The 25,690-nt window shown below is 67.9% G+C and carries 24 protein-coding genes; 5 read left to right on the top strand and 19 right to left on the bottom strand.

Annotation, left to right across the window (positions count from 1 at the left end; genetic code table 11):
- Nucleotides 1-37 precede the first annotated feature (37 nt).
- The 3 genes from QC821_RS19035 to QC821_RS19025 are packed head-to-tail and all read left to right on the top strand — an operon-like array spanning nucleotide 38 to nucleotide 3,329.
- A complete protein-coding gene (locus tag QC821_RS19035; protein ID WP_309724692.1) occupies nucleotides 38-790 on the top strand; it encodes an SDR family oxidoreductase in 753 nt (250 codons plus the stop codon).
- Between the two features lie 30 nt (nucleotides 791-820).
- The gene (locus tag QC821_RS19030) at nucleotides 821-1,675 is read left to right on the top strand and encodes a fumarylacetoacetate hydrolase family protein (protein ID WP_309724689.1); all 855 of its coding nucleotides are present in this window, start codon (nucleotides 821-823) and stop codon (nucleotides 1,673-1,675) included.
- A 13-nt stretch (nucleotides 1,676-1,688) separates the two neighbouring features.
- On the top strand, nucleotides 1,689-3,329 hold the full coding sequence (locus QC821_RS19025; protein WP_309724688.1) for a UxaA family hydrolase: 1,641 nt from the start codon (nucleotides 1,689-1,691) through the stop codon (nucleotides 3,327-3,329).
- Nucleotides 3,330-3,700: 371 nt separating this feature from the next.
- Here the strand turns inward: QC821_RS19025 and nanR are convergent, their stop codons facing one another.
- From nanR to QC821_RS18985, 8 genes are all read right to left on the bottom strand, one after another.
- Nucleotides 3,701-4,429, bottom strand: a complete 729-nt coding sequence (nanR, locus tag QC821_RS19020) for a transcriptional regulator NanR (protein WP_309724685.1) — start codon at nucleotides 4,427-4,429, stop codon at nucleotides 3,701-3,703.
- 93 nt (nucleotides 4,430-4,522) lie between these two features.
- Nucleotides 4,523-5,596 (bottom strand): Ldh family oxidoreductase, encoded by a 1,074-nt coding sequence (locus QC821_RS19015; RefSeq protein ID WP_309724683.1) that lies wholly within the window; start codon nucleotides 5,594-5,596, stop codon nucleotides 4,523-4,525.
- A gap of 27 nt (nucleotides 5,597-5,623) precedes the next feature.
- Nucleotides 5,624-7,003 (bottom strand): TRAP transporter large permease, encoded by a 1,380-nt coding sequence (locus QC821_RS19010; protein WP_309724681.1) that lies wholly within the window; start codon nucleotides 7,001-7,003, stop codon nucleotides 5,624-5,626.
- Between the two features lie 12 nt (nucleotides 7,004-7,015).
- Nucleotides 7,016-7,552, bottom strand: a complete 537-nt coding sequence (locus QC821_RS19005; RefSeq protein ID WP_309724679.1) for a TRAP transporter small permease — start codon at nucleotides 7,550-7,552, stop codon at nucleotides 7,016-7,018.
- A 54-nt stretch (nucleotides 7,553-7,606) separates the two neighbouring features.
- Entirely contained in the window at nucleotides 7,607-8,608 is a 1,002-nt protein-coding gene (locus QC821_RS19000; RefSeq protein ID WP_309724677.1) for a sialic acid TRAP transporter substrate-binding protein SiaP, read from the bottom strand.
- Between the two features lie 116 nt (nucleotides 8,609-8,724).
- Nucleotides 8,725-9,903, bottom strand: coding sequence for a four-carbon acid sugar kinase family protein (locus QC821_RS18995; protein ID WP_309724675.1), 1,179 nt, complete (start codon nucleotides 9,901-9,903; stop codon nucleotides 8,725-8,727).
- Nucleotides 9,900-10,922 (bottom strand): 4-hydroxythreonine-4-phosphate dehydrogenase PdxA, encoded by a 1,023-nt coding sequence (gene pdxA, locus QC821_RS18990; RefSeq protein ID WP_309724674.1) that lies wholly within the window; start codon nucleotides 10,920-10,922, stop codon nucleotides 9,900-9,902. The genes QC821_RS18995 and pdxA overlap by 4 nt, the downstream gene beginning before the upstream one ends.
- Nucleotides 10,919-11,683, bottom strand: a complete 765-nt coding sequence (locus tag QC821_RS18985) for an SDR family NAD(P)-dependent oxidoreductase (protein WP_309724672.1) — start codon at nucleotides 11,681-11,683, stop codon at nucleotides 10,919-10,921. The genes pdxA and QC821_RS18985 overlap by 4 nt, the downstream gene beginning before the upstream one ends.
- A gap of 165 nt (nucleotides 11,684-11,848) precedes the next feature.
- Between QC821_RS18985 and QC821_RS18980 the strand changes: the two genes are divergently transcribed.
- Complete coding sequence (locus QC821_RS18980; protein ID WP_309724670.1) at nucleotides 11,849-13,012, top strand: fumarylacetoacetate hydrolase family protein; 1,164 nt, start codon at nucleotides 11,849-11,851, stop codon at nucleotides 13,010-13,012.
- Nucleotides 13,013-13,026: 14 nt separating this feature from the next.
- On the top strand, nucleotides 13,027-14,445 hold the full coding sequence (locus QC821_RS18975; protein WP_309724668.1) for an FAD-binding oxidoreductase: 1,419 nt from the start codon (nucleotides 13,027-13,029) through the stop codon (nucleotides 14,443-14,445).
- Between the two features lie 16 nt (nucleotides 14,446-14,461).
- Here QC821_RS18975 and hpaI read toward each other — a convergent pair whose 3' ends face one another.
- The 11 genes from hpaI to ltnD all read right to left on the bottom strand — a co-directional run bounded on the left by hpaI (nucleotide 14,462) and on the right by ltnD (nucleotide 25,582).
- A complete protein-coding gene (hpaI, locus tag QC821_RS18970) occupies nucleotides 14,462-15,226 on the bottom strand; it encodes a 4-hydroxy-2-oxoheptanedioate aldolase (protein ID WP_309724666.1) in 765 nt (254 codons plus the stop codon).
- A 31-nt stretch (nucleotides 15,227-15,257) separates the two neighbouring features.
- The gene (locus QC821_RS18965) at nucleotides 15,258-16,154 is read right to left on the bottom strand and encodes an NAD(P)-dependent oxidoreductase (RefSeq protein ID WP_309724664.1); all 897 of its coding nucleotides are present in this window, start codon (nucleotides 16,152-16,154) and stop codon (nucleotides 15,258-15,260) included.
- A gap of 57 nt (nucleotides 16,155-16,211) precedes the next feature.
- Nucleotides 16,212-17,672: an aldehyde dehydrogenase family protein gene (locus QC821_RS18960; RefSeq protein ID WP_309724662.1), complete on the bottom strand. Its 1,461-nt coding sequence runs from the start codon at nucleotides 17,670-17,672 to the stop codon at nucleotides 16,212-16,214.
- A 12-nt stretch (nucleotides 17,673-17,684) separates the two neighbouring features.
- Nucleotides 17,685-18,962 carry a TRAP transporter large permease gene (locus QC821_RS18955; protein WP_309724660.1) on the bottom strand — a complete coding sequence of 426 codons (1,278 nt, stop codon included), beginning with the start codon at nucleotides 18,960-18,962 and terminating at the stop codon, nucleotides 17,685-17,687.
- Complete coding sequence (locus tag QC821_RS18950; protein ID WP_309724658.1) at nucleotides 18,959-19,534, bottom strand: TRAP transporter small permease; 576 nt, start codon at nucleotides 19,532-19,534, stop codon at nucleotides 18,959-18,961. The genes QC821_RS18955 and QC821_RS18950 overlap by 4 nt, the downstream gene beginning before the upstream one ends.
- A 55-nt stretch (nucleotides 19,535-19,589) precedes the next feature.
- Nucleotides 19,590-20,597 (bottom strand): TRAP transporter substrate-binding protein, encoded by a 1,008-nt coding sequence (locus tag QC821_RS18945; RefSeq protein ID WP_309724657.1) that lies wholly within the window; start codon nucleotides 20,595-20,597, stop codon nucleotides 19,590-19,592.
- Between the two features lie 221 nt (nucleotides 20,598-20,818).
- Nucleotides 20,819-21,781, bottom strand: coding sequence for a D-erythronate dehydrogenase (gene denD, locus QC821_RS18940; protein WP_309724655.1), 963 nt, complete (start codon nucleotides 21,779-21,781; stop codon nucleotides 20,819-20,821).
- A gap of 56 nt (nucleotides 21,782-21,837) precedes the next feature.
- A complete protein-coding gene (otnI, locus tag QC821_RS18935; RefSeq protein ID WP_309724654.1) occupies nucleotides 21,838-22,635 on the bottom strand; it encodes a 2-oxo-tetronate isomerase in 798 nt (265 codons plus the stop codon).
- A 24-nt stretch (nucleotides 22,636-22,659) separates the two neighbouring features.
- A complete protein-coding gene (otnC, locus tag QC821_RS18930; protein ID WP_309724652.1) occupies nucleotides 22,660-23,319 on the bottom strand; it encodes a 3-oxo-tetronate 4-phosphate decarboxylase in 660 nt (219 codons plus the stop codon).
- On the bottom strand, nucleotides 23,316-24,641 hold the full coding sequence (gene otnK / locus QC821_RS18925; RefSeq protein ID WP_309724650.1) for a 3-oxo-tetronate kinase: 1,326 nt from the start codon (nucleotides 24,639-24,641) through the stop codon (nucleotides 23,316-23,318). Before otnK ends, otnC begins: the two co-directional genes overlap by 4 nt.
- Complete coding sequence (ltnD, locus tag QC821_RS18920) at nucleotides 24,638-25,582, bottom strand: L-threonate dehydrogenase (RefSeq protein ID WP_309724649.1); 945 nt, start codon at nucleotides 25,580-25,582, stop codon at nucleotides 24,638-24,640. The genes otnK and ltnD overlap by 4 nt, the downstream gene beginning before the upstream one ends.
- Between the last annotated feature and the right edge of the window lie 108 nt (nucleotides 25,583-25,690).

Here is a 25,690-nt window from a genome sequence, read left to right as displayed (position 1 = left end):
AGCATCCTGTCATACCACATACCCTCAGGACCCGCCGATGCAACGACTGAACAACAAGACCGCCCTGATCACCGCCGCCGGCAACGGCATTGGCCACGCCGCGGCACGGCGCTTTGCCGCCGAAGGCGCACGGGTGATCGCCACTGACATCGACAGTGACGCCCTGGCCACGCTGCACGCCACCGCGGGCATCGAGACACGCCGCCTGGACGTCACCGATAGTGCACAGATCGCAACTCTGGTCGCCGAGTTCGAACGCATCGACGTGCTGTTCAACTGCGCCGGCTACGTCGCCGACGGGAGCCTGCTGGAGTGCGAGGAGAACGCTTGGCAGCGCTCCTTCGAGCTCAACGTGACCGCCATGTTCCACCTCACCCGCGCGGTGCTGCCGGGCATGATCGATGCAGGCGGCGGCAGCATCATCAACATGGCCTCGGTGGCCTCGAGCCTCAAGGGCGTGCCCAACCGCTGCGCCTACGGCGCCAGCAAGGCCGCGGTGATCGGGCTCACCAAGTCGATCGCCGCCGACTATGTCGGCCACGGCATCCGCTGCAACGCGATCTGCCCGGGCACCGTCGAGTCGCCGTCGCTGCGCCAGCGCATCCGCCACCAGGCCGAGCGCCAGGGCCGCGACGAGGCCAGCGTGTTCGCCGAGTTCGAGGCCCGCCAGCCACTGGGCCGACTCGGCCGCGCCGACGAGATCGCCGCCCTGGCCTGCTACCTGGCCGCCGACGAGTCCGGCTATACCACCGGCACCACCCACACCATCGACGGCGGCTGGCTAACCTGACCCAGCCCCTTTCACAGCAAGGAAACGCCTATGAAACTGCTGCGCTTCGGCCCTGCCGGCCATGAGAAACCCGGCGCCCTGGACGCCCAGGGCAGAATTCGCGACCTCTCGGCACACGTCACCGACCTGAGCGGCGCCCACCTCGACCGCCGGGCGCTGGCCGAGCTGGCCGCCCTGGATCTCACCCAGCTACCCGAAGTGGCCGGCGATACCCGCCTGGGGCCCTGCGTGGGTGGGGTCGGCAAGTTCATCTGCATCGGCCTCAACTACTCCGACCACGCCGCCGAGACCGGCGCCGAAGTGCCGCCGGAGCCAGTCATCTTCAACAAGTGGACCAGCGCCATCTGCGGTCCCAACGACGACGTGATCATCCCCCGCGACTCACACAAGACCGACTGGGAGGTCGAGCTGGGCGTGGTGATCGGCAAGACCGCGCGCTATGTCGACGAGGCCGACGCCATGCATCATGTGGCCGGTTTCTGCGTGGTCAACGACGTCTCCGAGCGCGAGTTCCAGCTCGAGCGCAGCGGCACCTGGGACAAGGGCAAGGGCTGCGATACCTTCGGCCCGCTGGGCCCGTGGCTGGTGACCCCGGACGAGATCGACGACCCGCATCAGCTGGCCATGTGGCTGGATGTCGACGGCAAGCGCTACCAGGATGGCAACAGCAACACCATGGTTTACCAGGTGCCCTACCTGATCAGCTACCTTAGCCGCTTCATGAGCCTGCAGCCCGGTGACGTGATATCCACCGGCACCCCGCCCGGCGTGGGCATGGGCCAGCAGCCGCCGACCTACCTGCGCCCCGGCCAGACTATGCGCCTGGGCATCGACGGCCTCGGCGAACAGCAGCAGCGTGTGGTTGCCGAGCGCGACGCGCGATGAGCAGGAGCCAGCCATGACCTCTCCGATTGCCAGCGACGCCGGTCGTCTGACCAGCCTGCGCGTGCACGCCGACGACAACGTCCGCGTGGCACTCAAGGATCTGCCGGCCGGCAGCGAGATCGACGACGGCGCGCGTCGGGTGCCTCTGGTCGAACCGATCCGCCACAAGCACAAGTTCGCGCTGGCGGATCTCGCCGTGGGCGACAGCGTGATCATGTACGGCGTGACCGTGGGCCGCGCCACCCGGCCGATTGCCGCCGGTGCCGCCATCACCACCGACAACACTGCCCACAGCACCGCCTCGAGCACGCCCCAGGCGCGCCGCGGCGAGTGGCAGGCACCCGACGTCGGCGCCTTCACCGGCCTGACCTTCGACGGCTATCACCGCGCCGATGGCAGCGTCGGCACCGCCAACGTCTGGCTGGTGGTACCGCTGGTGTTCTGCGAGAACCGCAACATCGAGGTGCTGCGCCAATGCGTGGCCGATGCGCTGGGCGAGGACCCCTACCGCGACTACAAACGCATGGCGCGCGAGCTGCTTCACGGCGACGCCGCCGCTCCCTCGCCCCAGGCTGCCGCCGAGCGGCTGTTCCCCAACGTCGATGGCGTGCGCTTCCTGACCCATACGCTGGGCTGCGGCGGCACCGACGACGACGCCCAGGCGCTGTGCCAGCTGCTGGCCGGCTATATCTGCCACCCCAACGTGGCAGGCGCCACGGTGCTCAGCCTGGGCTGCCAGAAGGCCCAGATCGAGATGATCCAGCAGGCCGTGGCCAGCCGCGACCCGCAGGGGCTGCGCCCGGTGCACTACCTGGAGCAGCAGGCCAGCCAGAGCGAGGAGGCGCTGATCCGCGATGCGCTGACCACCATCTTCGACGGCCTGGCCGAGGCCAACCGCACCCCGCGCACCCCGGCCCCGCTTTCGGCGCTGAGCCTGGGCGCCGAGTGCGGCGGCTCGGACGGTTTCTCTGGACTCTCCGCCAATCCGCTGGTGGGCGCGGTGATGGACCGGCTGGTGGCGTTGGGCGGCAGCGGCATGCTCAGCGAGTTCCCTGAGCTGTGCGGCGTCGAGCATGAGCTGGTGGCACGCTGCAGCGATGACCGGGTGGCCGAGCGCTTCCGCGCGCTGATGAGCGCCTACCAGCGCCACGCCTCCCGGGTCGGCGCCGACTTCTCGATGAACCCCTCGCCGGGCAATATTCGCGACGGCTTGATCACCGATGCCATGAAGTCCGCCGGCGCCGCCAAGAAAGGCGGCGACAGCCCCATCGTCGATGTGCTCGACTACACCGAGCCGCGCACCCGCGCCGGGTTGAGCCTGCTCTGTTCGCCGGGCAACGACGTCGAGTCGACCACCGCCCTGGCCGGCTCCGGCGCCAACCTGATCCTATTCACCACCGGGCTTGGCACCCCCACCGGCAACCCGGTCACCCCGGTGCTGAAGATCTCCAGCAACAGCGAGCTGGCGACACGCATGAGTGACGTGATCGACTTCGACGCCGGGCCGATCATCCGCGGCGAGGCGCAGATCGACGAACTCGCCGACGACCTGCTCAGGCTGTGCATCGACACCGCCTCAGGCCGCTACCAGCCCCAGGCGGTGAGGCTCGCCCAGTACGACTTCATCCCCTGGAAGCGCGGTGTGTCCCTTTAGGGAGTAGGGAGTGGCACCAAGGCCAATGTAGGAGTGACTTTAGTCACGATGGGGTTGCTCTACCCAGGCAGTGCTACGCACTGCATCGCGACTGAAGTCGCTACTACACTGGGAGTCGTGCCTTTGGCATGGATGGATTTCCTTCAACACCGGATGTGGCACCAAGGCCAATGTAGGAGTGACTTTAGTCACGATGGGGTTGCCTTACCCCAGCAGTGCTACGCACTGCATCGCGACTGAAGTCGCTCCTACAAAGGAGGGTGGCGCCAAGGCCAATGTGGGAGTGACTTTAGTCACGATGGGGTGGCTCTACCCCGGCAGCGCTACGCGCTGCAATCGCGACTGAAGTCGCTCCCACGGGGAATTGCGCCTCAGCTGGCGTCGCTGTCGGTCAGCCGCTTCTTGAGCTGCATATAGGTGCCGTAGTGGCGGTCGAGGTGGCGACGCATGGCGGCTTCGGCGGCGTCCGGGTCGCGGGACTCGATGGCTTCGACGATCTCGATATGCGCGGCCATGGCGGCCTTGTCCTCGTCTTTCTGCTGCAGCACCTGGGCGCGGCGGTCGTCGAGCCACTCGGAGAGCGACTCGTGGATGGCGTCGAAGATCGGGTTGCGGGCAATATTTGCCAGCACCCCGTGGAAGGCGTTGTCGGAGCGCTTGAAGCGCGCTTCGTCGCCCACCGCGGCGCGGTTGTCGTCGAGCGCGGCGCGCAGCCGGTCGAGATCCTCGTCGCTGGCATGCTGGGCGGCGTAGCGCGCCAGCGAGATCTCGAACATGGCCCGCGCTTCCTGGAAGTATTGCTGCCCGTCGGGCTTGGAGAGCAGCTGCCGAGTGACGCCCGATAGCCGTGCCATCACCGCCTCGGCGGTAGGCCGGATGACCCGCGCCCGGGTGCCGCTGTTGATGGCGATCAGCCCCAGCTGCTGAAGGTGAAACAGCGCTTCGCGCACCGCCGGCCGGCCGACACCGAACTGTTCCATCAGCTCACGCTCTGAGGGCAGCTGGTCGTTCTCACTCAGGCGGCCCTCGAGGATCTCGGCCTCGAGCTGCTCGGCGACCTGTTCGGACAGCGTCTTGCGCTCTACGCGGTACTTGCTCATCTACATCCCTCTTGCTCTGCTTGGGCGCCCGCCACGCGCTGCGACGCCGACATGCCGACCATGTTACTGCATTATACCCGCGCCGACAGCGCGCTATAGCGGCGTCAGGGGGGCGATCCCCAGGCGCTCGGCAAGCTCGGCATAGGCCTCACGATTGGCCGTGTCGAGGGGGATGCCCTCGGCGTCGCGCTGCGCCATGCAGCGCCATTCGCGGTCGCCCGGCGCCAACACCTCGGCGTCGGCCACGGCAGGCTGGCTGCGCAGGTCGGCCAGGTAGTCGCCAAGGCGCTGCTGGAACTGTTCAAGATCGATGAAGCCGGCCGGATTGATGGCCAGGAAGAAGTGGCTGACACCGCGCGGCGTGGCCATGTCGTCGCCGACCATGGGCAGCAGCCGAAAACCGTTGAGCATGCCGGACAGCGTCGAGCTGAGGATCTCGGTGAGACCGCCGAGGCCGGCGCCCTTGAAGCCGAACTCGCTACCCCCCAGCGGCAGCAGCGCGGCCACCTCGCCGGGCGTGCGGGTCACTCCGCCCGCGGCGTTAGCCGCGACCTGGTCAGGCAGCTGGCGGCCAATGGCGCCGTACTGCTGGACGCGGTTCCAGGGAATCGAGCTGGTCGCCATATCGAACACGTAGGGGTTACCGCCCGCCACCGGTGCGGCGAAGGCAATCGGGTTGGTGCCGTGGAAGGCTCGCTCGCTGTGGTGAAGCAGCACGAAGGGATCGGAATTACTCACCGTCAGACCCAGCATGCCCTGCTCGGCGGCCGCCAGCGCATAGCAGCCGGCGGCGCCGTAGTGCGAGGAGTTGGCCACTGCCACTGCGCCAATGCCCATCTCGCGGGCCATCTCCACGGCGTGGGCCATGGCGGTGTAGCCGGCCAGATGGCCCATGGCATGGTCGGCGTCGAGCTGGCCGGTGGCCGGCAGGCGCCGGGTGAACTGCAGCTGCGGCCGCGGGTTGATGCGGCCGCCGGCAAGCTCTTCGAGATAGTGCGGCAGCAGACGCAGGCCGTGGCTGTCGGTGCCCCAGCGCGAGGCGGTGACCAGCGCCCGGATCACCGCGTCACGACTAGCGGCATCGGCGCCGCGCTGGGCCAGCGCCGCGTCCATGAAGCGCTCCAGGTCGTGGCGGGCTACGCGAATGGCGGTGTAGGCGTCGCTCATGGATCAGTGCATCCTCCGTTGCGTCGATCAGCGATAGATCAGGGTCGGCAGCCACATGGAGATGGCCGGAATGAAGGTCACCAGCAGCAGGCACACCACCAGCGGAATCAGGAATGGGATGGTGCCACGCATGCAGCGCTCGAAGCTGACGTTGGAGACCCGCGACAGCACGTAGAGCACCATCCCCACCGGCGGCGTGAGCAGGCCGATCATCAGGTTGAGCACCATGATCACGCCGAAGTGCACCGGATCGACGCCCACCGCGATGGCCATCGGCAGCAGCACCGGCACCAGGATGGTGATGGCGGCGATGGTCTCCATGAAACAGCCGATGATGATCAGCACGATATTGGAGAACATCAGCACCGCGATCTTGCTGTCGGCGAAGGGTCCAAGCACCGCCACCAGGTGCTGAGTGACCTGGTTGCTGGACAGGATCCAGGCGAAGATCGACGCCGAGGCGACGATGAACAGAATGATCGCGGTGGTCTCGATGGTCTCCATGCTGACCTTGAGCAGCTTGCGCCAGTTGAGGGTGCGATAGACCACCACCCCCAGAAACAGCGCGTAGGCCACTGCCGCCACGGCAGACTCGGTGGGCGTAAAGACACCGGTGATGATGCCGCCGACGATGATCACTGGCGTCATCAGCGACAGTCCTGCACGCATAAAGGTCTTGCCCAGTACACCAAACGAGAAGCGCGCATCGGCGGTATAGCCACGGCGGCGCGAGATGATGAAGATCATCCCCATCAGCATCGCCCCCATCAGCAGCCCGGGAATCAGGCCGGCGGCGAACAGCTGGCCCACCGAGGCCGAGGCCATAACGCCGTAGATCACCATCGGCAGGCTGGGCGGGATGATCGGCCCGATGGTCGAGGATGCCGCGGTAATGCCGACGGCAAACTCCTCGTCATAGCCGGCGTCCTTCATCGCCTTGATCTCGATGGTACCCAGGCCACCGGCATCGGCCACCGCCGCCCCCGACATGCCCGAGAAGACGATACTGGCGCCAACGTTGACATGCCCAAGGCCGCCGCGCATCCAGCCCATCAATGCCTTGGCGAAGTTGAAGATGCGCTCGGTGATGCCGGCATTGTTCATCAGGCTGCCGGCGAAGATGAAGAACGGGATGGCCAGCAGCGGGAAGCTGTCGATGCCGTTGATCATGCGGTGTGCGACCACGATATCCGGCACCTGGCCGGAGATCACCACGAACAGCAGGCAGGCCCCCGCCAGGCTGATGGCGATCGGCACCCCGAGCACCAACAGGGTGAACAGCGTGAAGAATAGAAATGACAGGTAGTAGCCGGTCACCGCCAGCACCACGCAGCCGAGTACGGCCAGGGCCGAGAGCAGCGGCGTGAGGAGCGGTGCTCGCCAGCGCAGCATGGAAAGTCGAGACATGTGGACGCACCCTTACTGACGTGCCGCGCGCAGGCGCAGGACGATTCGCTGAATACCGCGTAGCGCCATCACCACGAAGGCGGCAAAGACGGTGAAATAGATGAGGCTCTTGGGTAGGTCGACGGAGATCATCATGCTGCCGGTGCGGTCGGCAAGCTTGTAGGTGACCCAGGCCATGGCGAAGTAGAACCCTACGCTGACGCCTTCGGCAACGCCGGCCACCAGCTTGCCTAGCCAGTTGGGCATGTAGCGGTAGAAGAACTCGACCATGATATGGGTGCCCTTGCGCACCGCCATTGCGCTACCCGCGAAGCCGACGATGATCAGCAGGTAGCGGGCGATCTCCTCGGTCCAGGTGGTCGAGTCACCCAGCACATAGCGGGTGAAGAACTGCAGTGAGACGACCAGGATCAACGCCCAGAACACCACCAGGGTGAAGTAGTCCTCGATGGCGTAGTCGCTGAAGTGGAACTCGTCATCGTCGAACGCCGACTCGAAGTCGAGCATGGGGTCGACGGCATCGTCGAAGCCCTCGCTGTCTTTCGGCATGACACTCCTCCAGATGCCCACTGCCAGGCAGTGGGCACGTTAGTCGATGTCCGCTTACTGGCCGATTGCCTGCAGGCGCTCGTAGAGTTCCTCGTCCCAGTTGGCGTCGTCGCCGAGATGGTAAGGCACGGTGATATCGCGGAACGGCTCGCGATCCACCTCGTTGACGGTGGTGCCCTGCTCCTCGAACCACTCGGCGAGCTCCGCCTCGGCCTGGAGGATGTCGGCGGTGTTGTTCTGCGCCGCTTCCTGCAGCACCTCGCGGAATATCTCCTGATCCTCTTCGGAGAGCTGGTTCCAGCGAGTGCCACTGACAATGGTAATCAGCGAGTCGGTGACGTGGCCGGTGAGGTTGATGTAGTCCTGAACCTCGTGGAAGGCCATGGCACGAATCGCCGGCAGCGGGTTCTCCTGGGCGTCCACCACGCCTTGCTGCAGTGCCAGATATACCTCGCTGAAGGCGATCGGCGTCGGGTTGGCGCCGGCGGCACGCGGGAACATCATGTACAGCGGCGCGCCGGGTACACGAATACGCAGGCGCTCCATGTCCTCGGGCACGTTGATCGGGTCGTTGGAGGTGACGTGGCGCTCGCCGTAATAGTTGAGTGCGATCGGCACGTTACCGGTGGCGTCGCGGTAGCCGTCGGCGATCTCCTGGAACAGATCGCTCTCGGCGTAGGCCTGCCAGTGGTCGAAGTCGCGGAACATATAGGGCGCCCCGGCGATCCCCATCGGCCCGTAGGAGTGGCCGGCGAACTGGGTGCCGGTATAGATCATGTCGACCGTGCCCAGCGTCAGCCCCTCGTTGATATCCTCTTCGCTGCCCAGCGACGAGGCGGGATGCACGCTGATGCGGTAGCGACCCTCGGTGCGCTCCTCGATCTCGTCGGCGGCCCACTCGGCCCACTGGTGGAAAGGTTCCGAGGTCTCATAGACGTGGGCGAAGCGCAGGGTCTCCTGGGCGTAGGCGGCGCCGGCCAGGCTGACCCCGGCGGCCAGCAGCGACACCGAGAACCAGCGACCGAGGGTGTGATGGCGGCGAGTATTGTTATGCATGTGCGTGCTCCTGTGGCTATATCTTTGGATAGCGTTAGTGTTGTGCTGTATACGTATCATACCACCCAGCTTGAAGCTAGCCGTTCAACCGGTGCGACGCAACCTCCGCTGCGCGACTATCGACTAACGGCGTAGCCCCGCGGCCCCGGCATGCTGCCGTGCAGCTCCGCCAGCAGCTGCGGGTCGCCAAAGCCGCCGGCCTTGGTGATCACCGGGCGCGCGGGATCGCCGTCACACAGACCCAGGACCACGCCCGGCGACCACTCCGCCGCAACGCTCAGATAGCGCACCCCAAGCCGTGTGAGAACCGCCAATGCCGTATCGCCGCCGGTGGCAAACAGCAGCCCGGTGGGATGGACTGCCAACCATGCGGCAGCACCCTCCGCCAGGGCTCGGGCCACCTGCGCGGCATCGTCCTGCCCGCCGGGGGGCGGACGCAGCAGCAGCCGAGCCGGCGGCACGGGCGCGCCGCACAGCTGGTCCGGCGTTAACGCGGCGAGGTCGGGAGCGTGGATCAAAAGCTGCTGACACTGGGCGTCACTGCGCGGCGCCCGGGAGCCGACCACATAGAGCTTAGCGTGACTCGCGGCAATCACCGGACACCCGCCCAGCAGGCGACCGAACAGGCGCTGGGCGGCGGCCTGGGCGAGCCCCGCCGCACCCGCCAGGCAGAACCCGCCGCCGGCGCGCAGCGCAGCGTCGTAGATCACGGCAAGTTCGCTTTCACTGCAGGAATCCACCACCGCATCGCACTGCGCGAGGGTTATCCCAGGCTGCGCCACGACCCGTGCAAGCGGCAGGCCCGCCGCGGCAAAGGCCTCGTCTATCGGCCCCGCTAGCGGTGGTGAGCGGGCATCAAGACGATAGTCGCTGTCGGCCAGGCGCACGCCGTCTACCCACACCTCAGCGGCACGCACCTCGCGCTGCTGGGCCGGCACCGCCGGTGCCAGCAGCAGCGGCAGGCCCAGGGCCTGCCTCAGCGCCTTGCACTCGGCAATCACCTGGCCACGCAGGGTGGAATCAACCTTCTTGAACCACAGCCCGGGCGCCAGCGGGCGCAGTGCCTCGAAGGCACCCGTGACCCGCTCAGCGGCGGCCTCGGCCGAAAGGTGGCGCGATTCGGTGTTGATCGCCACCACCTCGGGGGGTGCGCCTTGCCACTCGGCTGCCAGCTCAGGCAGCTGCTGCTGCGCCACCACCACCCGCGCATCGGCACCGCGGGCGGCAAAGGGTGCGCAGGCGTCCAGGGCGCCGGTGAGGTCATCGGCGATAATCGCTAGCCGGCAGCGGCTCACACCATGCCTCCCGCCACCAGGCGCTGGGCATAGGCCAGCGCCGACCCCAGGTTGGTGGCATCGGCGCGCCCCTGCCAGGCGATATCGAAGGCGGTGCCGTGGTCTACCGAGGTGCGCTGGATCGGCAGACCCAGGCTGACGTTGACGGTGGTATCGAAGGCGATCAGCTTGACCGGGATATGCCCCTGGTCGTGATACTGCGCCACCACCAGGTCGAACTCGCCGCGGCTGGCGCGGTAGAACACCGTGTCGGCGGAGATCGGCCCCTGCACGTCGAAGCCCGCCTCGCGCAGGGCCTCTACCGCTGGTGCGATGCAGCGCTCATCCTCGTCACCGAAGATGCCGCCCTCACCGCAGTGCGGGTTCAAGCCAGCCACGGCGATACGCGGCTGGGCCAGGCCCAGCGCCTTGAGATGGGCGTGCCCTGCCTCGACGGTGGCGATGATACGCTCGGGCGTGACCCGGTCGATGGCATCGCGCAGCGAGACGTGGGTCGACACGTGCAGCGTCGAGAGCGTCTCGGACGCCAGCAGCATGAACGACGACAGCGCGCCGGTAAGCGAGGCCAGCATGCCGGTGTGGCCGTCGTAGTCGTGGCCGGCGGCGTGCAGCGCCGCCTTGTTGAGCGGTGCGGTGACGATCACCCCGGCGTGGCGCGCCTGGACCAGCTGCACTGCCCGCTCGACGCAGCGGAAGGCCATGTCGCCGGCGGCGGCGCTGATCCTGCCATCGGGGATCTCGCTCCCCGCCGGCACTTCCACCGCGGCCACCGCCACCCCCTGGTCGGGAAGCACATCGCCGGGCGACCAGGGGATAAGCGCCAACGGCGCCTCGATCATCGCGGCGGCGCGACGAAAGATCGCCGGATCCCCTACCAGCAGCGTCTGGCGGCGTGTCTCCTCGGTCATCGCGGCCACCGCCCGGCAGATGATCTCCGGCCCGATGCCGGCCGGGTCGCCCATGGTGATGGCGGTAGCGAACGGGGGCGCAGTGGCGCCCTCAGTGTGCGATTCTCTCATGGCATCAACTGGCCTCCGTTGACCTCGATGACTTGTCCGGTGACATAGCCGCCCAGCGCCTCGCTGCCCAGGAACAGATAGGCGCCGACGCACTCCTCGGCGGTGCCCAGCCGGCCCATGGGAATGCTGGCGCGCGCCGCGTCCAGGTGCCCGGTGTTGGAGTGTCGGGCGTGGAAGTCGGTGGCGATGGTACCTGGCGCCACGGCGTTGACGCGGATACCCTCGGCGGCGAGCTCCTTGGCCATGTTGCGCGTCAGGGTGCTCACGAAGCCCTTGGCCGAGGCGTAGAGGCCGGCACCGGCACCACCGCCGTTGCGGGCGGCGATGGAGGTGGTATGAATGATATTGCCGCCCCCCGCGCGACGCAGATGCGGCAGCGCCGCCTGGGAGGCCATCACCAGCGAGCGCACGTTGAGGTCCATGACGCCGTCGTAGCGCGCGTCGTCGATCTCTTCCAGCGCCACGCGGCCCAGCATGTCCCCGGCATTGTTGATCAACACGTCGAGACCGCCCAGCTGCTCGGCGGCCTCGTCGACCACTCGCTTGGCCTCCGCCGAGCGGCTGAGGTCGCCCTTCAAGGCTACCGCTTCGCCCCCTGATGCACGGATCGCATCGACAACCTGCTCGGCGCCTTCGGCACTGGCGTGGTAGTGCACCCCGACCCTGGCTCCCAGCTGCCCCAGCTGCAGCGCTACCGCCGCACCGATCCCGCGGCTGGCGCCGGTGATCAGTACACGCTTACCTTTCCACTCGTCGAACATGGCATCACTCCTCGGGCCTTGCGATCATGTTGCTGGATGCACTACGCCCTATCGATGTGGTGAATTACGCTGTTATAGTATTGGCATACCTTTCATACAAGACGACATCAATAACATGATAGGCGATGACCGGCCAGCCGCCAGCTCGCCGCCAAGGGAGACATCATGACCAGCCACCGCACATCGGACCTGCTGCCCCGCGACCTCGACCGCGCGCTGCTGGTCGGCCGCGCCTGGCGCGACACACCGAAGCCGCGACCGGTACTCATCACGCTGCGTGACGGCGAGGCGATCGACATCAGCCACCTGGGTCCGACCATGGCCGACCTGCTGGAGCGCGACGACCTGGTGGCGGCGCTGCGCAGCGCCGAGGGCGAGTCGCTGGGCAGCGTCGAGGCGCTGCTCGACAACTCGCTGGCGGAGCCGCAGCGCGCCCCCTACCTGCTCGCCCCCTGCGACGTACAGGCGGTCAAGGCGTGCGGCGTGACCTTTGCGGTGAGCCTGCTGGAGCGGGTCATCGAGGAGCAGGCCGGCGGCGACCCGGGGCGTGCCAACACCCTGCGCGCCGAGCTGCAGTCACTGATCGGCAGCGACCTGTCGCAGATCGTGCCGGGCTCCGACGAAGCCATGGCGCTCAAGCAGGAACTCCAGCAGCGCGGCGGCTGGTCGCAGTACATGGAGGTCGGCATCGGCCCCGACGCCGAGGTGTTCTCCAAGGCGCCGCCGCTCTCCTCGGTGGGCTTCGGGACCACGGTGGGCCTGCACCCCGCCTCGCGATGGAACAACCCCGAGCCGGAGATCGTGCTGGCGGTGGACAGCCGCGGCGAGGTCAAGGGCGCGACCCTGGGTAACGACGTCAACCTGCGCGACGTCGAGGGCCGCAGCGCCCTGCTGCTGGGCAAGGCCAAGGACAACAACGCCTCCAGTGCCATCGGCCCGTTTATCCGCGTGTTCGACGACACCTTTGGCATCGACGACGTGCGCCGCGCCAAGGTCTCGCTGCGCATCGAGGGGCAGGACGACGACTTCCTGCTCGAGGGCGAGAGTGACATGGCCGAGATCAGTCGCGATCCGCTCGACCTGGTGGGCCAGACCATCGGTGCCCACCACCAGTATCCGGATGGCGTGATGCTCTATCTGGGCACCATGTTCTCGCCGATCCAGGACCGCGACGGCCAGGGCCAGGGTTTCACCCATCACCTCGGCGATCTGGTCACCATCGCCACCCCGACGCTGGGCGCGCTGGTCAACCGGGTCGGTCGCAGCGACCAGCTGCCGCCCTGGACCTACGGTATTCGCCAGCTGATGCGCGACCTCAGCCAGGGCTAAGGAGGCAGACACTCATGAGCACCGATGCGCTACTCGATGCCCTGCATGAGCGACTCGGCGGGCGCGGCCTGCTGCGCGACCCTGCCGACATGGCCCGCTACAGCGTCGACTGGGCCGGCGAACGGCTCGGCCAGCCGCTGGCGGTGGCACGCCCGGCCTCCACCGCGGAGGTGTCGGCCACCGTCATGCTGTGCCGCGAGCACGGCGTCGCCATGACGCCCCAGGGCGGCCATAGTGGGCTGGTGGCAGGCGCCCTGCCGGCCGAAGACGGCGCTGAACTGGTGATCAGCCTGGAGCGCATGGACCGGGTGCGCGAGATCGACCCGATCAACTTCAGCATGGTCGTCGACGCCGGCTGCATCCTCGACAACGTCAAGCAGGCGGCAACCGAGCACGACTGCGACTTCCCGCTGTCGCTGGGCGCCCAGGGCAGCTGCCAGATCGGCGGCAATATCGCCACCAACGCCGGCGGCCTCAACGTGCTGCGCTACGGCATGATGCGCGAGCTGGTGCTGGGGCTCGAAGTGGTACTGCCCGACGGGCGCATCTGGCACGGCCTCAAGGCGCTACACAAGGACAACCGCGGCTACCCGCTGCAGCAGCTGCTGCTGGGCAGCGAGGGCACCCTGGGCATCGTCACCGCGGCGGTGCTCAAGCTCTCGCCGCGCCAGACCCAAAGCCGTACGGCGCTGCTCGGCCTGCCCTCGGTGGAGGCGGTGATTGCGCTCTACGGACTGGCGCGCCGCGACTGCAGCGACCTGCTCAGCGCCTTCGAGCTGATCCCGCGGCGCTGCATCGAGCTGGCCATGGAGGCCACGCCGACGCTCGGCGACCCACTCGACGACGCCTACCCCTGGTACGTGCTGATGGAGGTGGCCGCCAGCGGCCCGCTTGACCTCGGCGCGATGCTCGAGCACCTGCTCGAACAGGGCATGGAGCGCGAGCTGGTGCTGGACGGCGCCCTGGCGGCCAGCGACGCCCAGGCCCAGCAGCTGTGGCAGTTCCGCGAGAGCATGCTGGAGGGCCAGCGGCGCCGCGGCGAGCACCTGCGCACCGATATCGCGATGCCGATCTCGGCGATTCCGACCTTCGTAGAGCGCGCCTCGACGGCGATCATGGCAGCCTCGCCGGACTGTGAGATCATCGCCTACGGGCATGTCGGCGACGGCAACCTGCACTTCAATATCCTGCCCCCCGCGGCCATGGCAGATGCCGACAAGCACGCCCATCTGCATGAGCTGGAGGCGCTGCTGTTCGAGGTAGTGGATGAGGTAGGCGGCAGCATCAGCGCCGAGCACGGCATCGGCCGCACCAAGCAGGACGCCTACCTGGCGCGGCTGTCGCCGCTGGAACGCGAGCTGGCAGGCGGCATCAAGTCGCTGTTCGATCCGGCACACGCCCTGAACCCGGGGCGCATTCTGCCCCGGCCGTAAGGGCTGAGCGCAACGCTCAACGGGTGCTGAAGCGCCCCGCCAGGCCACGCAGCGCGTCGACGAACAGCACGCTGTCGACGCCCACGCCGACAAAGCTGCAGCCGGCATCGAGGTAGCGCTGCGCCTCATGCTCGTCGACAGTGACAATGCCCGCCGCCTTGCCGGCGGCGCGGATGCGCCGCACGCCGTCGTCCACCGCCGCCACCACCTCGGGGTGGCCCAGATCGCCGAGATGCCCCATCGCCGCGGAGAGATCCGCCGGCCCGATGAAGACCCCGTCGACCCCATCCACCGCCGCAATCGCCTCGAGATTCTCCACGCCGCGCAGGGTCTCGACCTGCACCAGCAGGCACATCTGGCGGTTGGCCTGCTGCAGGTAGTCGGGCACCTGCCCCCAGCGCGCCGCCCGCGACAGCACGTGGCCCACGCCGCGCATGCCCTCGGGGGGATAGCGCATCGCCGCCACCAGGGCGGCGGCCTGCTCCGCCGACTCGACCATCGGCACCAGCAGGTTCTGTACACCGATATCCAGGTAGCGCTTGATCAGCACCGGATCGCCCACCGGCGGCCGTACTACCGGTGCGCTGGTATAGGGCGCCATGGCCTGCAGCTGGGCGAGCAGGCTGGCGACGTCGTTGGGGGCGTGCTCGGCGTCGAGCAGCAGCCAGTCGAAGCCCGCGGTAGCGGCCATCTCGGCGACGTAGGGGCTGGCCATGCCCAGCCAGATGCCGGTCTGCGGCTGGCCGGCCAGCAGCCGTGTCTTGAAGACGTTGTCGTTCATGCTCTTCCTTTTTGGGCGCTTGTCTTGGCGACTAGCGGCGCCTTTCGAGCTCGCCAATCACCTCCGGCACCGTCAGCGCCGGGTCGTCGATGCTCTGGTAGAGGGCGTGCACCGCCGCGGCGACGCCACGTTCGACCCCCAGCTCGTCGGTCATGGTGTGGTAGTAGCCGAGATCCTTGCTGGCGTTGGCGACGCTGAAGCGAAAGCCAGTGGAATCACCGTCGGCAATGAACGGACGCAGGCGTTCAAACACCACCCCGCCGCCGCCACCCTTGCCGAGCACCTCGAGCAGCGCCACGTCATCGATGCCGGCCCGCCGCGAGGCCGCTGCGGCCTCGGCGAGCACCGCCGAGAAACCCAGCGAGACGAAGTTGTGCAGTAGCTTGAGCGTATGACCGGCGCTGACGTCGCCGGCGTGGGCGATGTTCTCGGCGAAGCACGCCAGCACCGGGCGCAGCTCGTCGAATAGCGCCTGGGGCGCGCCGACGATCAGGTTGAGGCGCCCCTCCTCGGCCTCCTTGGGGGTGCGCGTCATGGCGGCGTCCATGAAACGGCCACCGGCCTGCTCGACCCGCTCGGCCACCTTGGCCGTGGCACTGGGCAGCGCCGTGGAGCAGTCCACCACCACCGCCCCGGGCTCCAGCCCTTCCAGCACGCCGCCGGGCTCGAACAGCACCGCCTCGACCTGCGGCGATCCGGTCACGCACAGCAGCACCAGCTCGGCGCCTTCGGCCACCTCACGCGCGCTGGCGCGGGACTCGGCCCCCGCTGCCAACAGGTCGTCCACCGGCTGGTTGCCGGGGTGGTCGAGAAAGGTCAACGAATGCCCAGCCTTGAGCAGGTTGCTGGCAATGCCGTGGCCCATCAGCCCGACGCCAACCATGCCAATGCGAAACACTCGATTAGACACCTCAGGGGAGCGGTTCATCGCAAGCCTCCACAGTAAGATAACGGTATAAAAAGGGGCGTATTACAACGACGATTATCAGCCATGCTGGATTGCCACCGTCTTGAGGCGCGTATAGCTGCGCAGGCCCTCGAAGCCCTTCTCGCGGCCGTGGCCGGAGCGCCCCACGCCGCCGAAGGGCAGCTCGATGCCGCCGCCAGCGCCGTAGTTGTTGACGAATACCTGGCCGCTGCGGATGCCCCGCGCCAGGCGCAGCTGGCGCCCGCCGTCGCGGGTCCAGACGCCGGCACACAGGCCGAAGTCGGTGGCGTTGGCCAGGCGCAGCGCCTCGGCCTCGTCGTCGAAGAGCTGCACCGCCAGCACCGGGCCGAACAGCTCCTCGTTCAGCACGGCGTGGCCGTCGGGGATCCCGGTAAGCAGCTGCGGCACCACGAAGTGCCCCTCCTTTGATGCGCCCTCGGCCAGCCGGCCGCGGGCGGCAACGTTGATGCCGTCGGCCTCGGCGGCGGCCAAGCGCGCCTCGAGCCGCGACTTCTGGCGGGCATTGATCAGCGGCCCGCAGTCGGCATCGGCCTCGCCGGCGTCGCAGCGCAGCGCCGCGAAGCGCTCCACCAGGCGCCCGGTGAAGGCCTCGGCGATCTCGCGCTGGACCAGCAGCCGGCTGCCTGCCGAACAGGTCTGGCCGGCGTTCTGGATGATGCCGCGCACCACGGTATCGAAAGCGGCGTCGAGGTCGGCATCGGCGAACACGATCTGCGGCGACTTGCCGCCCAGCTCCAGGGTCACCGGTACATGGTGCACCGCTGCCGCCTGGGCCACCTGGGTGCCGGTCTCCGGCGAGCCGGTAAAGGAGAGATGGTCGATGCCCGTATGCGAGGCCAGCGCGGCGCCGGCCTCGCGTCCCAGGCCCGGCACCACGTTGAGCACCCCGGCAGGCAGGCCATGCTGGGTCGCCAGTTCGGCCAGGCGCAGCACGCTAAGGCAGGCGTCTTCGGCAGGCTTGAGCACCACCGTGTTACCGGTGGCCAGCGCCGCCGCCACGCAGCGGCCGAAGATCTGTGCCGGGTAGTTCCAGGGGATGATCTGCGCACACACGCCGTAGGGCTCGCGCAGGGTCATCACCGTGAAGCCGGTCTCATAGGGGATGGTCTCGCCGTGGAGCTTGTCGGCACCGCCGCCGTAGAAGCGGAAGTAGCGCGCGCAGGCGCTGATGTCGGCACGCGCCTGGGTCAGCGGCTTGCCGGTGTCGAGACACTCCAGCGCCGCCAGATGTGCGTGGTCGGCCTCGATGGCCGCGGCCATGGCCAGCAGCCAGGCGCCGCGCTCGCGGGTACTCCAGCGTGACCAGTCGCCGAGCTCCCCATCGAAGGCACGGCGCGCGGCTCTCACCGCCGCATCCACCTCCCCCGCCTGGCTGCGCGCAATGCGGGTGGTGACCCGGCCGCTGGCCGGGGCCTCCATATCCAGGGTAGCCGCGGTGGCCTGCCATTCGCCGCCGATCAGCGCCGCCTGGGGCGGCATTGCAGGGCTCTCCATCATTGTCCTTCTCCTTTATCCATATACCAGATTGACCAGGCCCATGGAGATCCACGGCAGGTAAGTGATCAGCATCAGGCAGGCCAGCACCACCAGCACGAAACGCAGTAGCCACGGCAGCATCTGGTCGATCGAGATCTTGGCAACCGCACAGGCAGCGAACAGGTTCACACCCAGCGGCGGGGTGATCATGCCCAGCGCCAGATTGACCACCATCACCAGCCCGAAGTGCACCGGGTGAACGCCGAACTGTATGGCGATCGGCGTGAGGATCGGCGCCAGCACCAGGATCGCCGCCGATGTCTCGATGAACATGCCCACCACCAGCAGCAGCGCATTGACCACCAGCAGGAACATCAGCGGGTCGTCGATGGTGGCGGTCACCGCATTGGCGATCTGCGCCGGCAGGCCGATACGGCTGAGCAGGAAGCTGAACAGCGAGGCGGCGGCGATGATCAGCATCACCGCCGCGGTGGAGATCACGCTCTGGCGCAGGATCGGCACCATATCGGCGAGCTTCAGTTCACGGTAGTAGAAGCCACCCACGATCAGCGCGTAGAACACCGCCACCGCCGAGGCCTCGGTGGGCGTGAACACGCCGCCGTAGATGCCGCCGATCACCACCACCGGCATCAGCATCGCCGCCCAGGCGCGCTGGAAGGAGGTAACGAAGCCGGTGCTGTCCTTGTAGTCCTCCTTGCCGAAGCCGCGCGCCTTGCAGAACAGGTAGAGGAACAGGATCAGCGCCCCGCCGATCAGGAACCCCGGGCCTACGCCGGCCAGGAACAGCTGGCCGATGGAGGTATCGGTGCTGACCCCATAGAGGATCAGCGGGATCGACGGCGGAATCAGCACCCCGAGCTCCGCCGAGGAGGCCTGGATCGAGGCCGCCAATGGCTTGGGGTAGCCGTGCTTGACCATCGCCGGGATCAGGATCGCGCCGATGGCGAAGGTGGTCGCCACGCTGGAGCCGGAGACCGCGGCGAACATCATGCAGGTCAGTACGCATGACATCGCCAGCCCGCCCTGGACCTGGCCGACGATCGACTTGGCCAGGTCGACCAGGCGCTGGGAGATCCCCCCGGCGGCCATCAGGTTGCCGGCCAGGATAAAGAACGGGATGGCCATCAGCGGGAACTTGTCGATGCCGATGAACATCTGCTGCGGCACCAGCAGCAGCGGCAGCCGGGTGAAGAATTCGATGCCGATGATCGACGCCAGCATGATCGAGATGGCGATAGGCACGCCGAAGGCGAACAAAATCAGCAGCGAGAGTCCGATGACCAGGTTCATGGGCGCGAGCCTCCCTTGTGGTCATCGGCGATCTCGTGCTGGACCTGCTGCAGCTCGACCTCGGGGCTGACCTCGCTGTTGTCAGGCCCCACCGGCTCGCGGCCGCTGAGCTGGGCGAACAGCCGCGCCAGCGCCGCGACGATGGCGAATGCCGACCCGGTAGGGATCGCCGCATAGGCGTAGGACATCGAGATATTCATCCCCGACATCGTCTGGTTGCTGACGCGTCCGGTCATCTGGATGCCGAAATGGATCAGCACCCCCAGCACCAGCAGGCAGCACAGCACGATAGCGGTCTCCAGCCATAGTGCAAAACGCTGCGGAATAATCTTGTAGATCGCCTCCACGGCCATCATGTAGCCGCCGCGAAACGTCGCTGCAGCGGCCATGAACACGCACCAGATCATCGCCGCCCGCGAGGCGACTTCGGTCCAGGTCGAGGGGGCGTTGAACACGAAGCGCGTCAACACCTGATAGAAACTGAGCGTCACCGAGATCACCAGCATGACGATGGCGATAGCCATCGCCAGACGCGTCAACTGGCGCTCGAAGCGCAGGAATGCAGCGAGCATAGGGTCACCAAGTGCGAAAATGCCCCCGGCGTCGGCCGGGGGCTAGCGGGTCGAATCAGCAGCTGGCGGCTTTTTCCTGGATGCGCTCCAGCATCTCGCTGCCATGCTCAGCGGTGAAGATCTCGTAGGCCGGCTCTACGGCGTCCTGGAAGGGGCCGATGTCGATGTCGGTCTTGACCGTCATGCCGTTCTCTTCGAGCAGCGCGACACCCTCCTCCTCGAGGCGCGAGACTTCCTGACGAGTGGCTTCTGCCGAGGCGCGGGCGGCTTCGTGGAACCACTCGCGCTCCTCGTCACTCAAGCCGTCGAGCAGAATCGGCGAGCCGAGCACCGCGGCGGGCGAATAGACGTGGCCGGTCAGCGACAGGTAGTCCTGCACTTCCCAGAAGTTGGTGGCCACGATCACCGTGATGGGGTTCTCCTGACCGTCCACGGTGCCCTGCTGCAGGGCGGTGAACAGCTCGGGGAAAGCCATTGGCGTGGGCCGGGCGCCCATCTGGCGGAAGGCTTCCTGGTGGACCTCGTTCTCCATGGTGCGCACCCGCAGGCCGTCGGCATCGGCCGGCGAGGCGATCTCGCGGCGGCTGTTGGTCATGTGGCGGAAGCCGTTCTCGGACCAGGCCAGGCCGACCAGGTCATGGTCGCTCATCTTGGTCAGCAGTTCGTCGCCCAGCTCACCGTCGAGCACGCAGCGCGCCTGGTCGTAGTCTTCGAACAGGAACGGTAGGTCGAGCACGTAGGTCTCGGGCACGAAGTTGCCGAGCGGCCCGGTGGAGGTGATGACGATATCCACGGTGCCGATCTGCAGGCCCTCGATCATCTCGCGCTCACCCCCGAGTGAGCCGGAGGTGTGCTCGGTGACGGTGAAGGCGCCATCGGAGAGCTCTTCCAGGGTCTCCTTGAAGGCTTGGGCCCCTACCGCATAGTGGGAGGTGGAGGAGAGCGTATGGCCGAGACTGATCTCGGTGGCGGCCTGGGCCTGCAGGGCCATGCCGGCCAGGGTCAGTGAAACGGCACCGCCGATGGCGGTGACCAGGGGACGACGAGCTAGGCGTGTTGTCATGTGGCATTCCTCTATTGTTGTCGATACGGCGCTTGGCGCCGTGCCATTGATGACGCATCAGGTGCGTCGCTTGCTCTTGGGCTGCCAACGCTCGGGACTGTTCCGGCGGCAGGCCTGCGAGGAGGCGCTGTAAACCCATCCCTGGGCGCTACCGATGCCATCCATGGCATCGAAACCTCCTCTTCGGCCTGCCCCCGGCGTCCCTCGCTATGCGCCCGGGCTCAGTAATGTTCTGCCACGAACGCATCGATGATCTGCGTGAAATCGTCGTCGCCGGCGAAGCCCAAGCGGTCGGCCTTGGCGGTATCGAAGCGCGTCGGCCAGCTGGCGATAATCGCCTGGATGCGCGGGTCGGGCTCATGGCGCACCCGCGCCACGGCCTCGGGACCGGCGGCCTGGCGGAGCGCCTCGAGCATCTCGGCAACCGTGACCGTGATCCCCGGCAGCATGAAGGCGCGGAACTTGCCCAGCGCATCGCCGTCTACCTCGGCGCCGTGCACCAGCGCCTCGATCACCTTGCCCGGCGACATCACGAACAGCGGCTGCTCACGTGGCACCGGGCAGATCGCTTCCTCGCCGTTCAGCGGCTCGCGCAGGATGCTCGAGGCGAAGCTCGACGCCGCGGCATTGGGCCGGCCGGGGCGAATCACGATGGTCGGCAGGCGCAGCACGCGGCCGTCGACCAGCCCACGGCGGCTGTAGTCATTGATCAGCAGCTCGCACATCGCCTTCTGGGCGCCGTAGGAGTTCTGCGGCTGCAGCGCGGTCATGTCGTCGAGGGTCTCGGGCAGGTCGCCTCCGTAGGCGGCCACCGAACTTGCCATTACCAGCCGCGTGGCGCTCAGCTCACGGGCGCGGCAGCCTTCCAGCAGCGCCCGGGTGGCGTCGAAGTTCACCGCCATGCCCAGGTCGAGATCTGCCTCGGCGGCGGAGCTCACCACCGCCGCCAGGTGGTAGATGACGTCGGGGCGGCCGTCGAGCACGCTGTCCCAGGCGCCCGACGCGGTGATATCCAGTGCGTGGCTATCGAAGGCGATGCCCGCAGCGTCGGGGATCGCGGCCTCGCTCTGATCGACCAGGGTGAAGCGGCTGATCGGCTGGCCGCACAGCTCACCGCGGGCGACCAGGCGGTGCAGCAGGCGCTGGCCGAGGAAGCCGGCAGCACCGGTAATCAGGATATGCATATCAGTTGGCGTCCTCTTGTTCTTGAAATCCGTGGTTGTGGTCTCGCGGCACTACCTCAGCCGGGTAGCAGCCCGAACCTGCGTCCCCAATCCAGGCCCTGGCGAGTATCGTCGACCGGTCGGTACTCGCAGCCGATCCAGCCGGTGTAGCCCAGCGCCTCGAGGCGCTCGAACAGCGCCGGATAGTGCACCTCGCCGACGTCGGGCTCGTGGCGCTCCGGCACCCCGGCGATCTGCACGTGGCCGATGGCGGCGAACTGCCGCTCGAGATGGCGCGTCAGGTCACCGTCCATGATCTGGCAGTGGTAAAGATCGAACTGCAGGCGCAGGTTGGGCTCGCCGACCTGTTCCAGCACCGCCATGGCCTGGGCCTGTCGGGACAGGAAGAAGCCCGGCATGTCGCGGGTGTTGATTGGCTCGATGAGCAGCTCGCGGCCCACCTTGGCGGCCTCGCGTGCGGCGAAGCGCAGGTTGTCGATATAGGTGGCGTGGTGGGCCGCTTGGGTTGTGGCGTCGGCATCCGCCGGCAGTAGCCCGGCCATGGCATGGACGCGCGGGCAGCCCAGCGCCTCGGCGTAGCGCAGCGCCTCCACCAGCGAGTCGCGAAACTCCCCTTCGCGCCCCGGCAGGCTCGCCAGGCCGCGCTCACCTGCCGCCCAGTCCCCCGGCGGCAGGTTGAACAGCACCTGCTCCAGGCCGTGTTCGTCCAGCAAGCCGCGCAGGGTGTCGGGGGCATGCTCATAGGGGAACAGGTACTCGACCCCGCGGAAGCCCGCCTGGGCGGCAGCCGCAAAGCGGTCGAGGAAGTCGTGCTCGTTGAACAGCATGCTGAGGTTGGCGGCCAGTCGAATCATGATAGGTATCCAGTGCGTCTCGGGTCAGTCACGGGGAAAACGTGCTTCAAGCTCGGCGACCTGCTCAGGCGTCAGGCAGCGCGGATTCTCGCCGCGCAGCAGCAGGAACAGCTTGGCGGTCTCCTCCAGCTCCTCGGTAGCGTAGACCGCCGCTTCGAGGTTCTTGCCGGCGACTACCGGGCCGTGATTGGCCAGCAGCACCGCGCTGTGCTGGCCGGCCAGGCCGCGCACCGCATCGCCCAGCGTCGGGTCGCCGGGCACGTGGTAGGGCACCAGCGGCAGGCGGCCGACCCTCATCACATAGTAGGCGGTAAGCGGTGGAATGCAGTCGCAGGGGTCGATGCCCGGCAGGCAGGAGACCGCCACCGAATGGGTCGAGTGAAGGTGCACGATGGCCCCGGAGCGCGGGCGCTCGGCGTACATCGCCATGTGCAGGAAGCTCTCCTTGGTGGGCTTGTCGCCGTCGAGCAGGCGGCCGTCGCCATCAAGGCGCGAGATGCGCGCCGGATCCAGCCGCCCCAGGCAGGCGTTGGTCGGCGTCATCAGCCAGCCGCCGTCCTCGAGACGCACGCTGATGTTGCCGCTGGAGCCCATGGTCAGGCCGCGGTCGAACAGCGACTGGCCGAGGGTGGCGATCTGCTCGCGCAGTTGGCTCTCCTGACTCAGCGCTTTGTTATCGCTCATGCCCTGCCCTCCCCGGTCAGCTCATCCAGCACCGTGAAGGCGCGGGTGAAGAAGTCCTCGCCGCCGAAATTACCCGACTTGAGCGCCAGCGACAGCGGCGCTTGGCCCTGCCGCGGCGCCTGGGTCCAGGGCACGCCGGGGTCGATCTGGCCGCCGATGCGCAGCTGGCGAATGCCCAGCGCCGACACCACTGCACCGGAACTCTCGCCGCCGGCCACCACCAGGCGCCCGACACCTTCATCGACCAGGGTGCTGGCCAGCTGGCCCAGGGCCTGCTCCACCAGCTCGCCGGCGCGGGCCACGCCCAGCGCCTGCTGGGCGGCCTTGACCCGTTCGGGGTCCGCGGAGGCGTAGACCAGTACCGGGCCGCCGCCGGCGAGGTGCTCGCGGGCAAAGGCCAGGGCGGCGTCGAGATGCGCCCCGCCTTCGGCGAGCTGCAGGGGGTCGAGGGCCATGCCGGGGTGATGCGCGAGGAACTCGGCCACCTGGCCCAGGGTCGCCCGCGAGCAGCTGCCCGAGAGCACCAGGGCGCTGCCTGATGCCTGCGCAAGGCGACCCGGCTCGGCCACCTCGGCCAGCCAGCCGCGGCGACGATACTGGGCCGGCAGCGCCTGGCCGAGGCCGGAGCCGCCGGTGACCAGCGGCAAGTCGACCACCGCCTCGGCCAGCACCTCGAGGTCGTGCTCGTCTAGGCTGTCGCAGATCACGTGGCGTACGCCATCCGCCGCCAGGGCGTCGAGATGCGCACGGGTGGCGTCGCTGCCCCGGGCCAGTACTGGCCGGGCAGCCAGGCCCACCGGGTGCGGCGTCTGGCGCCCCAGCACCCTGACCAAGTCAGCATCGGTCATGGGGTTGAGCGGGTGGTGCTGCATGCCACTATCGTTGAGCAGGCGGTCACCGACGAACAGGTGGCCCTGGTAGACGCTGCGGCCATTGACGGGAAAGGCCGGCACCATCACGGTCTGGCCACCGCCCAACCGCTCTGTCTGTGTCGCCCGAAGCCGCTCCAGCAACGCATCGGCCACCGGGCCGATATTGCCGGCGTCGGTGGAGTCGAAGGTGGAGCAGTACTTGAAGAATATCTGCCGTGGGCCGCGCGCCTCGAGCCACTCCAGCGCCGCCAGGGAGTCGGCCACCGCGTCCTCGGCCGGGCAGGAGCGCGACTTGAGCGCCACCACCACCGCATCGACCTCGCCCAGCGCCAGCTCGTCGTCGGGCACGCCGATCAGCTGCACGCAGCGCATGCCGGCGCGCACCAGGTTGTTGGCGAGATCCGTGGCACCGGTGAAGTCGTCGGCGATGGCCCCGAGCACCAGGCTCATGAGTCACCTCCGGCATCGGCATCGTTGGCCGCCTGGGGCAGGTCGATGCCCGACAGGCGCTGGTAGACCTTGATCACCGCCGAGTCATCCTCGCGGCCGAAGCCGGCGCCCTTGGCGGCGGTGAACTGCTGCAGGGCACTGGCCGCCACCGGGGTGGGCATGGCCAGCTCGCGGCCGGTCTGGTGCACGATATTGAGGTCCTTGACGAAGATATCCACCGCGGAGAGCGGCGTGTAGTCGCCCGCGAGGATATGCGGCACGCGGTTCTCGAACATCCAGGAGTTGCCCGCCGAGTGGGTGATCACCTCATAAACGGTATCCGGGTCGAGGCCCATGCGGATGCCCAGCGCCATGGCCTCGGCGGCGGTGGCGATATGCACCCCGGCGAGCAGCTGATTGACCAGCTTCATGCTCGAGCCAACGCCGGGCGCGTCGCCCAGGCGATAGACGGTCGCGGCCATGGCGTCGAGCACCGGCTGGGCCTTGTCGAAGGCGGCGGGGGCGCCGGACGCCATCACCGAGAGATCACCGCTGCGCGCCTTTCCGGCACCGCCGCTGACCGGAGCATCGAGCATCGCAAGCCCCGCCTCGGCCAGCCGCTCGCCGAGGCCACGGGCCTGGCTGGGCGCCACGGTGGCACACTGGAGGACCAGGCTACCCGGCGCCAGTTTGCCGACCAGCCCCTGCTCGCCGAACAGCACCTGCTCGACCTGCTCGCCGTTGACCACCAGCAGCACCACGACATCGCAGCCGGCCAACTCCCCCGGTGTGGCTACGCTGTTGCCGCCGTGAGCCACGAAGGCGTCCCGGGCATCCGCCGAGACGTCGCAGCCGGTCACCGTCAGGCCCCGCTCATGAAGCGCCCGCGCCGTGCCCATGCCCATGGCACCCAGGCCCACGACGCCGACGTGCGGAGCTGTTCTCTTACTGGTCTGGCTCACCGGTTACTCTCCCCTTGCCGTGGTATGGGTCCACGCTTGATCTGCTCGTGCCGAATAGGCCATCGCTTCAGCGAGGGACGCCGGGGGCAGGCCGAAGAGGAGGTTTGC

Source organism: Franzmannia qiaohouensis (assembly GCF_031451695.1).
In the GTDB taxonomy this organism is placed as follows: Bacteria; Pseudomonadota; Gammaproteobacteria; order Pseudomonadales; family Halomonadaceae; genus Franzmannia; species Franzmannia qiaohouensis.
This window is presented reverse-complemented; position numbering and strand designations above follow the sequence as displayed.

Bases quoted from the DNA above. Each gene is read 5' to 3' on its own strand.
- pdxA (WP_309724674.1), bottom strand. From the start codon at position 10,922: ATGAGAGAATCGCACACTGAGGGCGCCACTGCGCCCCCGTTCGCTACC.
- QC821_RS19005 (WP_309724679.1), bottom strand. From the start codon at position 7,552: ATGCCGAAAGACAGCGAGGGCTTCGACGATGCCGTCGACCCCATGCTC.
- QC821_RS18955 (WP_309724660.1), bottom strand. From the start codon at position 18,962: ATGAACCTGGTCATCGGACTCTCGCTGCTGATTTTGTTCGCCTTCGGC.
- QC821_RS18965 (WP_309724664.1), bottom strand. From the start codon at position 16,154: ATGAACCGCTCCCCTGAGGTGTCTAATCGAGTGTTTCGCATTGGCATG.
- QC821_RS19030 (WP_309724689.1), top strand. From the start codon at position 821: ATGAAACTGCTGCGCTTCGGCCCTGCCGGCCATGAGAAACCCGGCGCC.
- QC821_RS19025 (WP_309724688.1), top strand. From the start codon at position 1,689: ATGACCTCTCCGATTGCCAGCGACGCCGGTCGTCTGACCAGCCTGCGC.
- QC821_RS18975 (WP_309724668.1), top strand. From the start codon at position 13,027: ATGAGCACCGATGCGCTACTCGATGCCCTGCATGAGCGACTCGGCGGG.
- QC821_RS18960 (WP_309724662.1), bottom strand. From the start codon at position 17,672: ATGATGGAGAGCCCTGCAATGCCGCCCCAGGCGGCGCTGATCGGCGGC.
- QC821_RS19010 (WP_309724681.1), bottom strand. From the start codon at position 7,003: ATGTCTCGACTTTCCATGCTGCGCTGGCGAGCACCGCTCCTCACGCCG.
- QC821_RS18945 (WP_309724657.1), bottom strand. From the start codon at position 20,597: ATGACAACACGCCTAGCTCGTCGTCCCCTGGTCACCGCCATCGGCGGT.
- QC821_RS18950 (WP_309724658.1), bottom strand. From the start codon at position 19,534: ATGCTCGCTGCATTCCTGCGCTTCGAGCGCCAGTTGACGCGTCTGGCG.
- nanR (WP_309724685.1), bottom strand. From the start codon at position 4,429: ATGAGCAAGTACCGCGTAGAGCGCAAGACGCTGTCCGAACAGGTCGCC.
- otnC (WP_309724652.1), bottom strand. From the start codon at position 23,319: ATGAGCGATAACAAAGCGCTGAGTCAGGAGAGCCAACTGCGCGAGCAG.
- QC821_RS18985 (WP_309724672.1), bottom strand. From the start codon at position 11,683: ATGTTCGACGAGTGGAAAGGTAAGCGTGTACTGATCACCGGCGCCAGC.
- denD (WP_309724655.1), bottom strand. From the start codon at position 21,781: ATGCATATCCTGATTACCGGTGCTGCCGGCTTCCTCGGCCAGCGCCTG.
- hpaI (WP_309724666.1), bottom strand. From the start codon at position 15,226: ATGAACGACAACGTCTTCAAGACACGGCTGCTGGCCGGCCAGCCGCAG.
- QC821_RS18980 (WP_309724670.1), top strand. From the start codon at position 11,849: ATGACCAGCCACCGCACATCGGACCTGCTGCCCCGCGACCTCGACCGC.
- QC821_RS19000 (WP_309724677.1), bottom strand. From the start codon at position 8,608: ATGCATAACAATACTCGCCGCCATCACACCCTCGGTCGCTGGTTCTCG.
- otnI (WP_309724654.1), bottom strand. From the start codon at position 22,635: ATGATTCGACTGGCCGCCAACCTCAGCATGCTGTTCAACGAGCACGAC.
- QC821_RS19035 (WP_309724692.1), top strand. From the start codon at position 38: ATGCAACGACTGAACAACAAGACCGCCCTGATCACCGCCGCCGGCAAC.
- QC821_RS19015 (WP_309724683.1), bottom strand. From the start codon at position 5,596: ATGAGCGACGCCTACACCGCCATTCGCGTAGCCCGCCACGACCTGGAG.
- otnK (WP_309724650.1), bottom strand. From the start codon at position 24,641: ATGAGCCTGGTGCTCGGGGCCATCGCCGACGACTTCACCGGTGCCACG.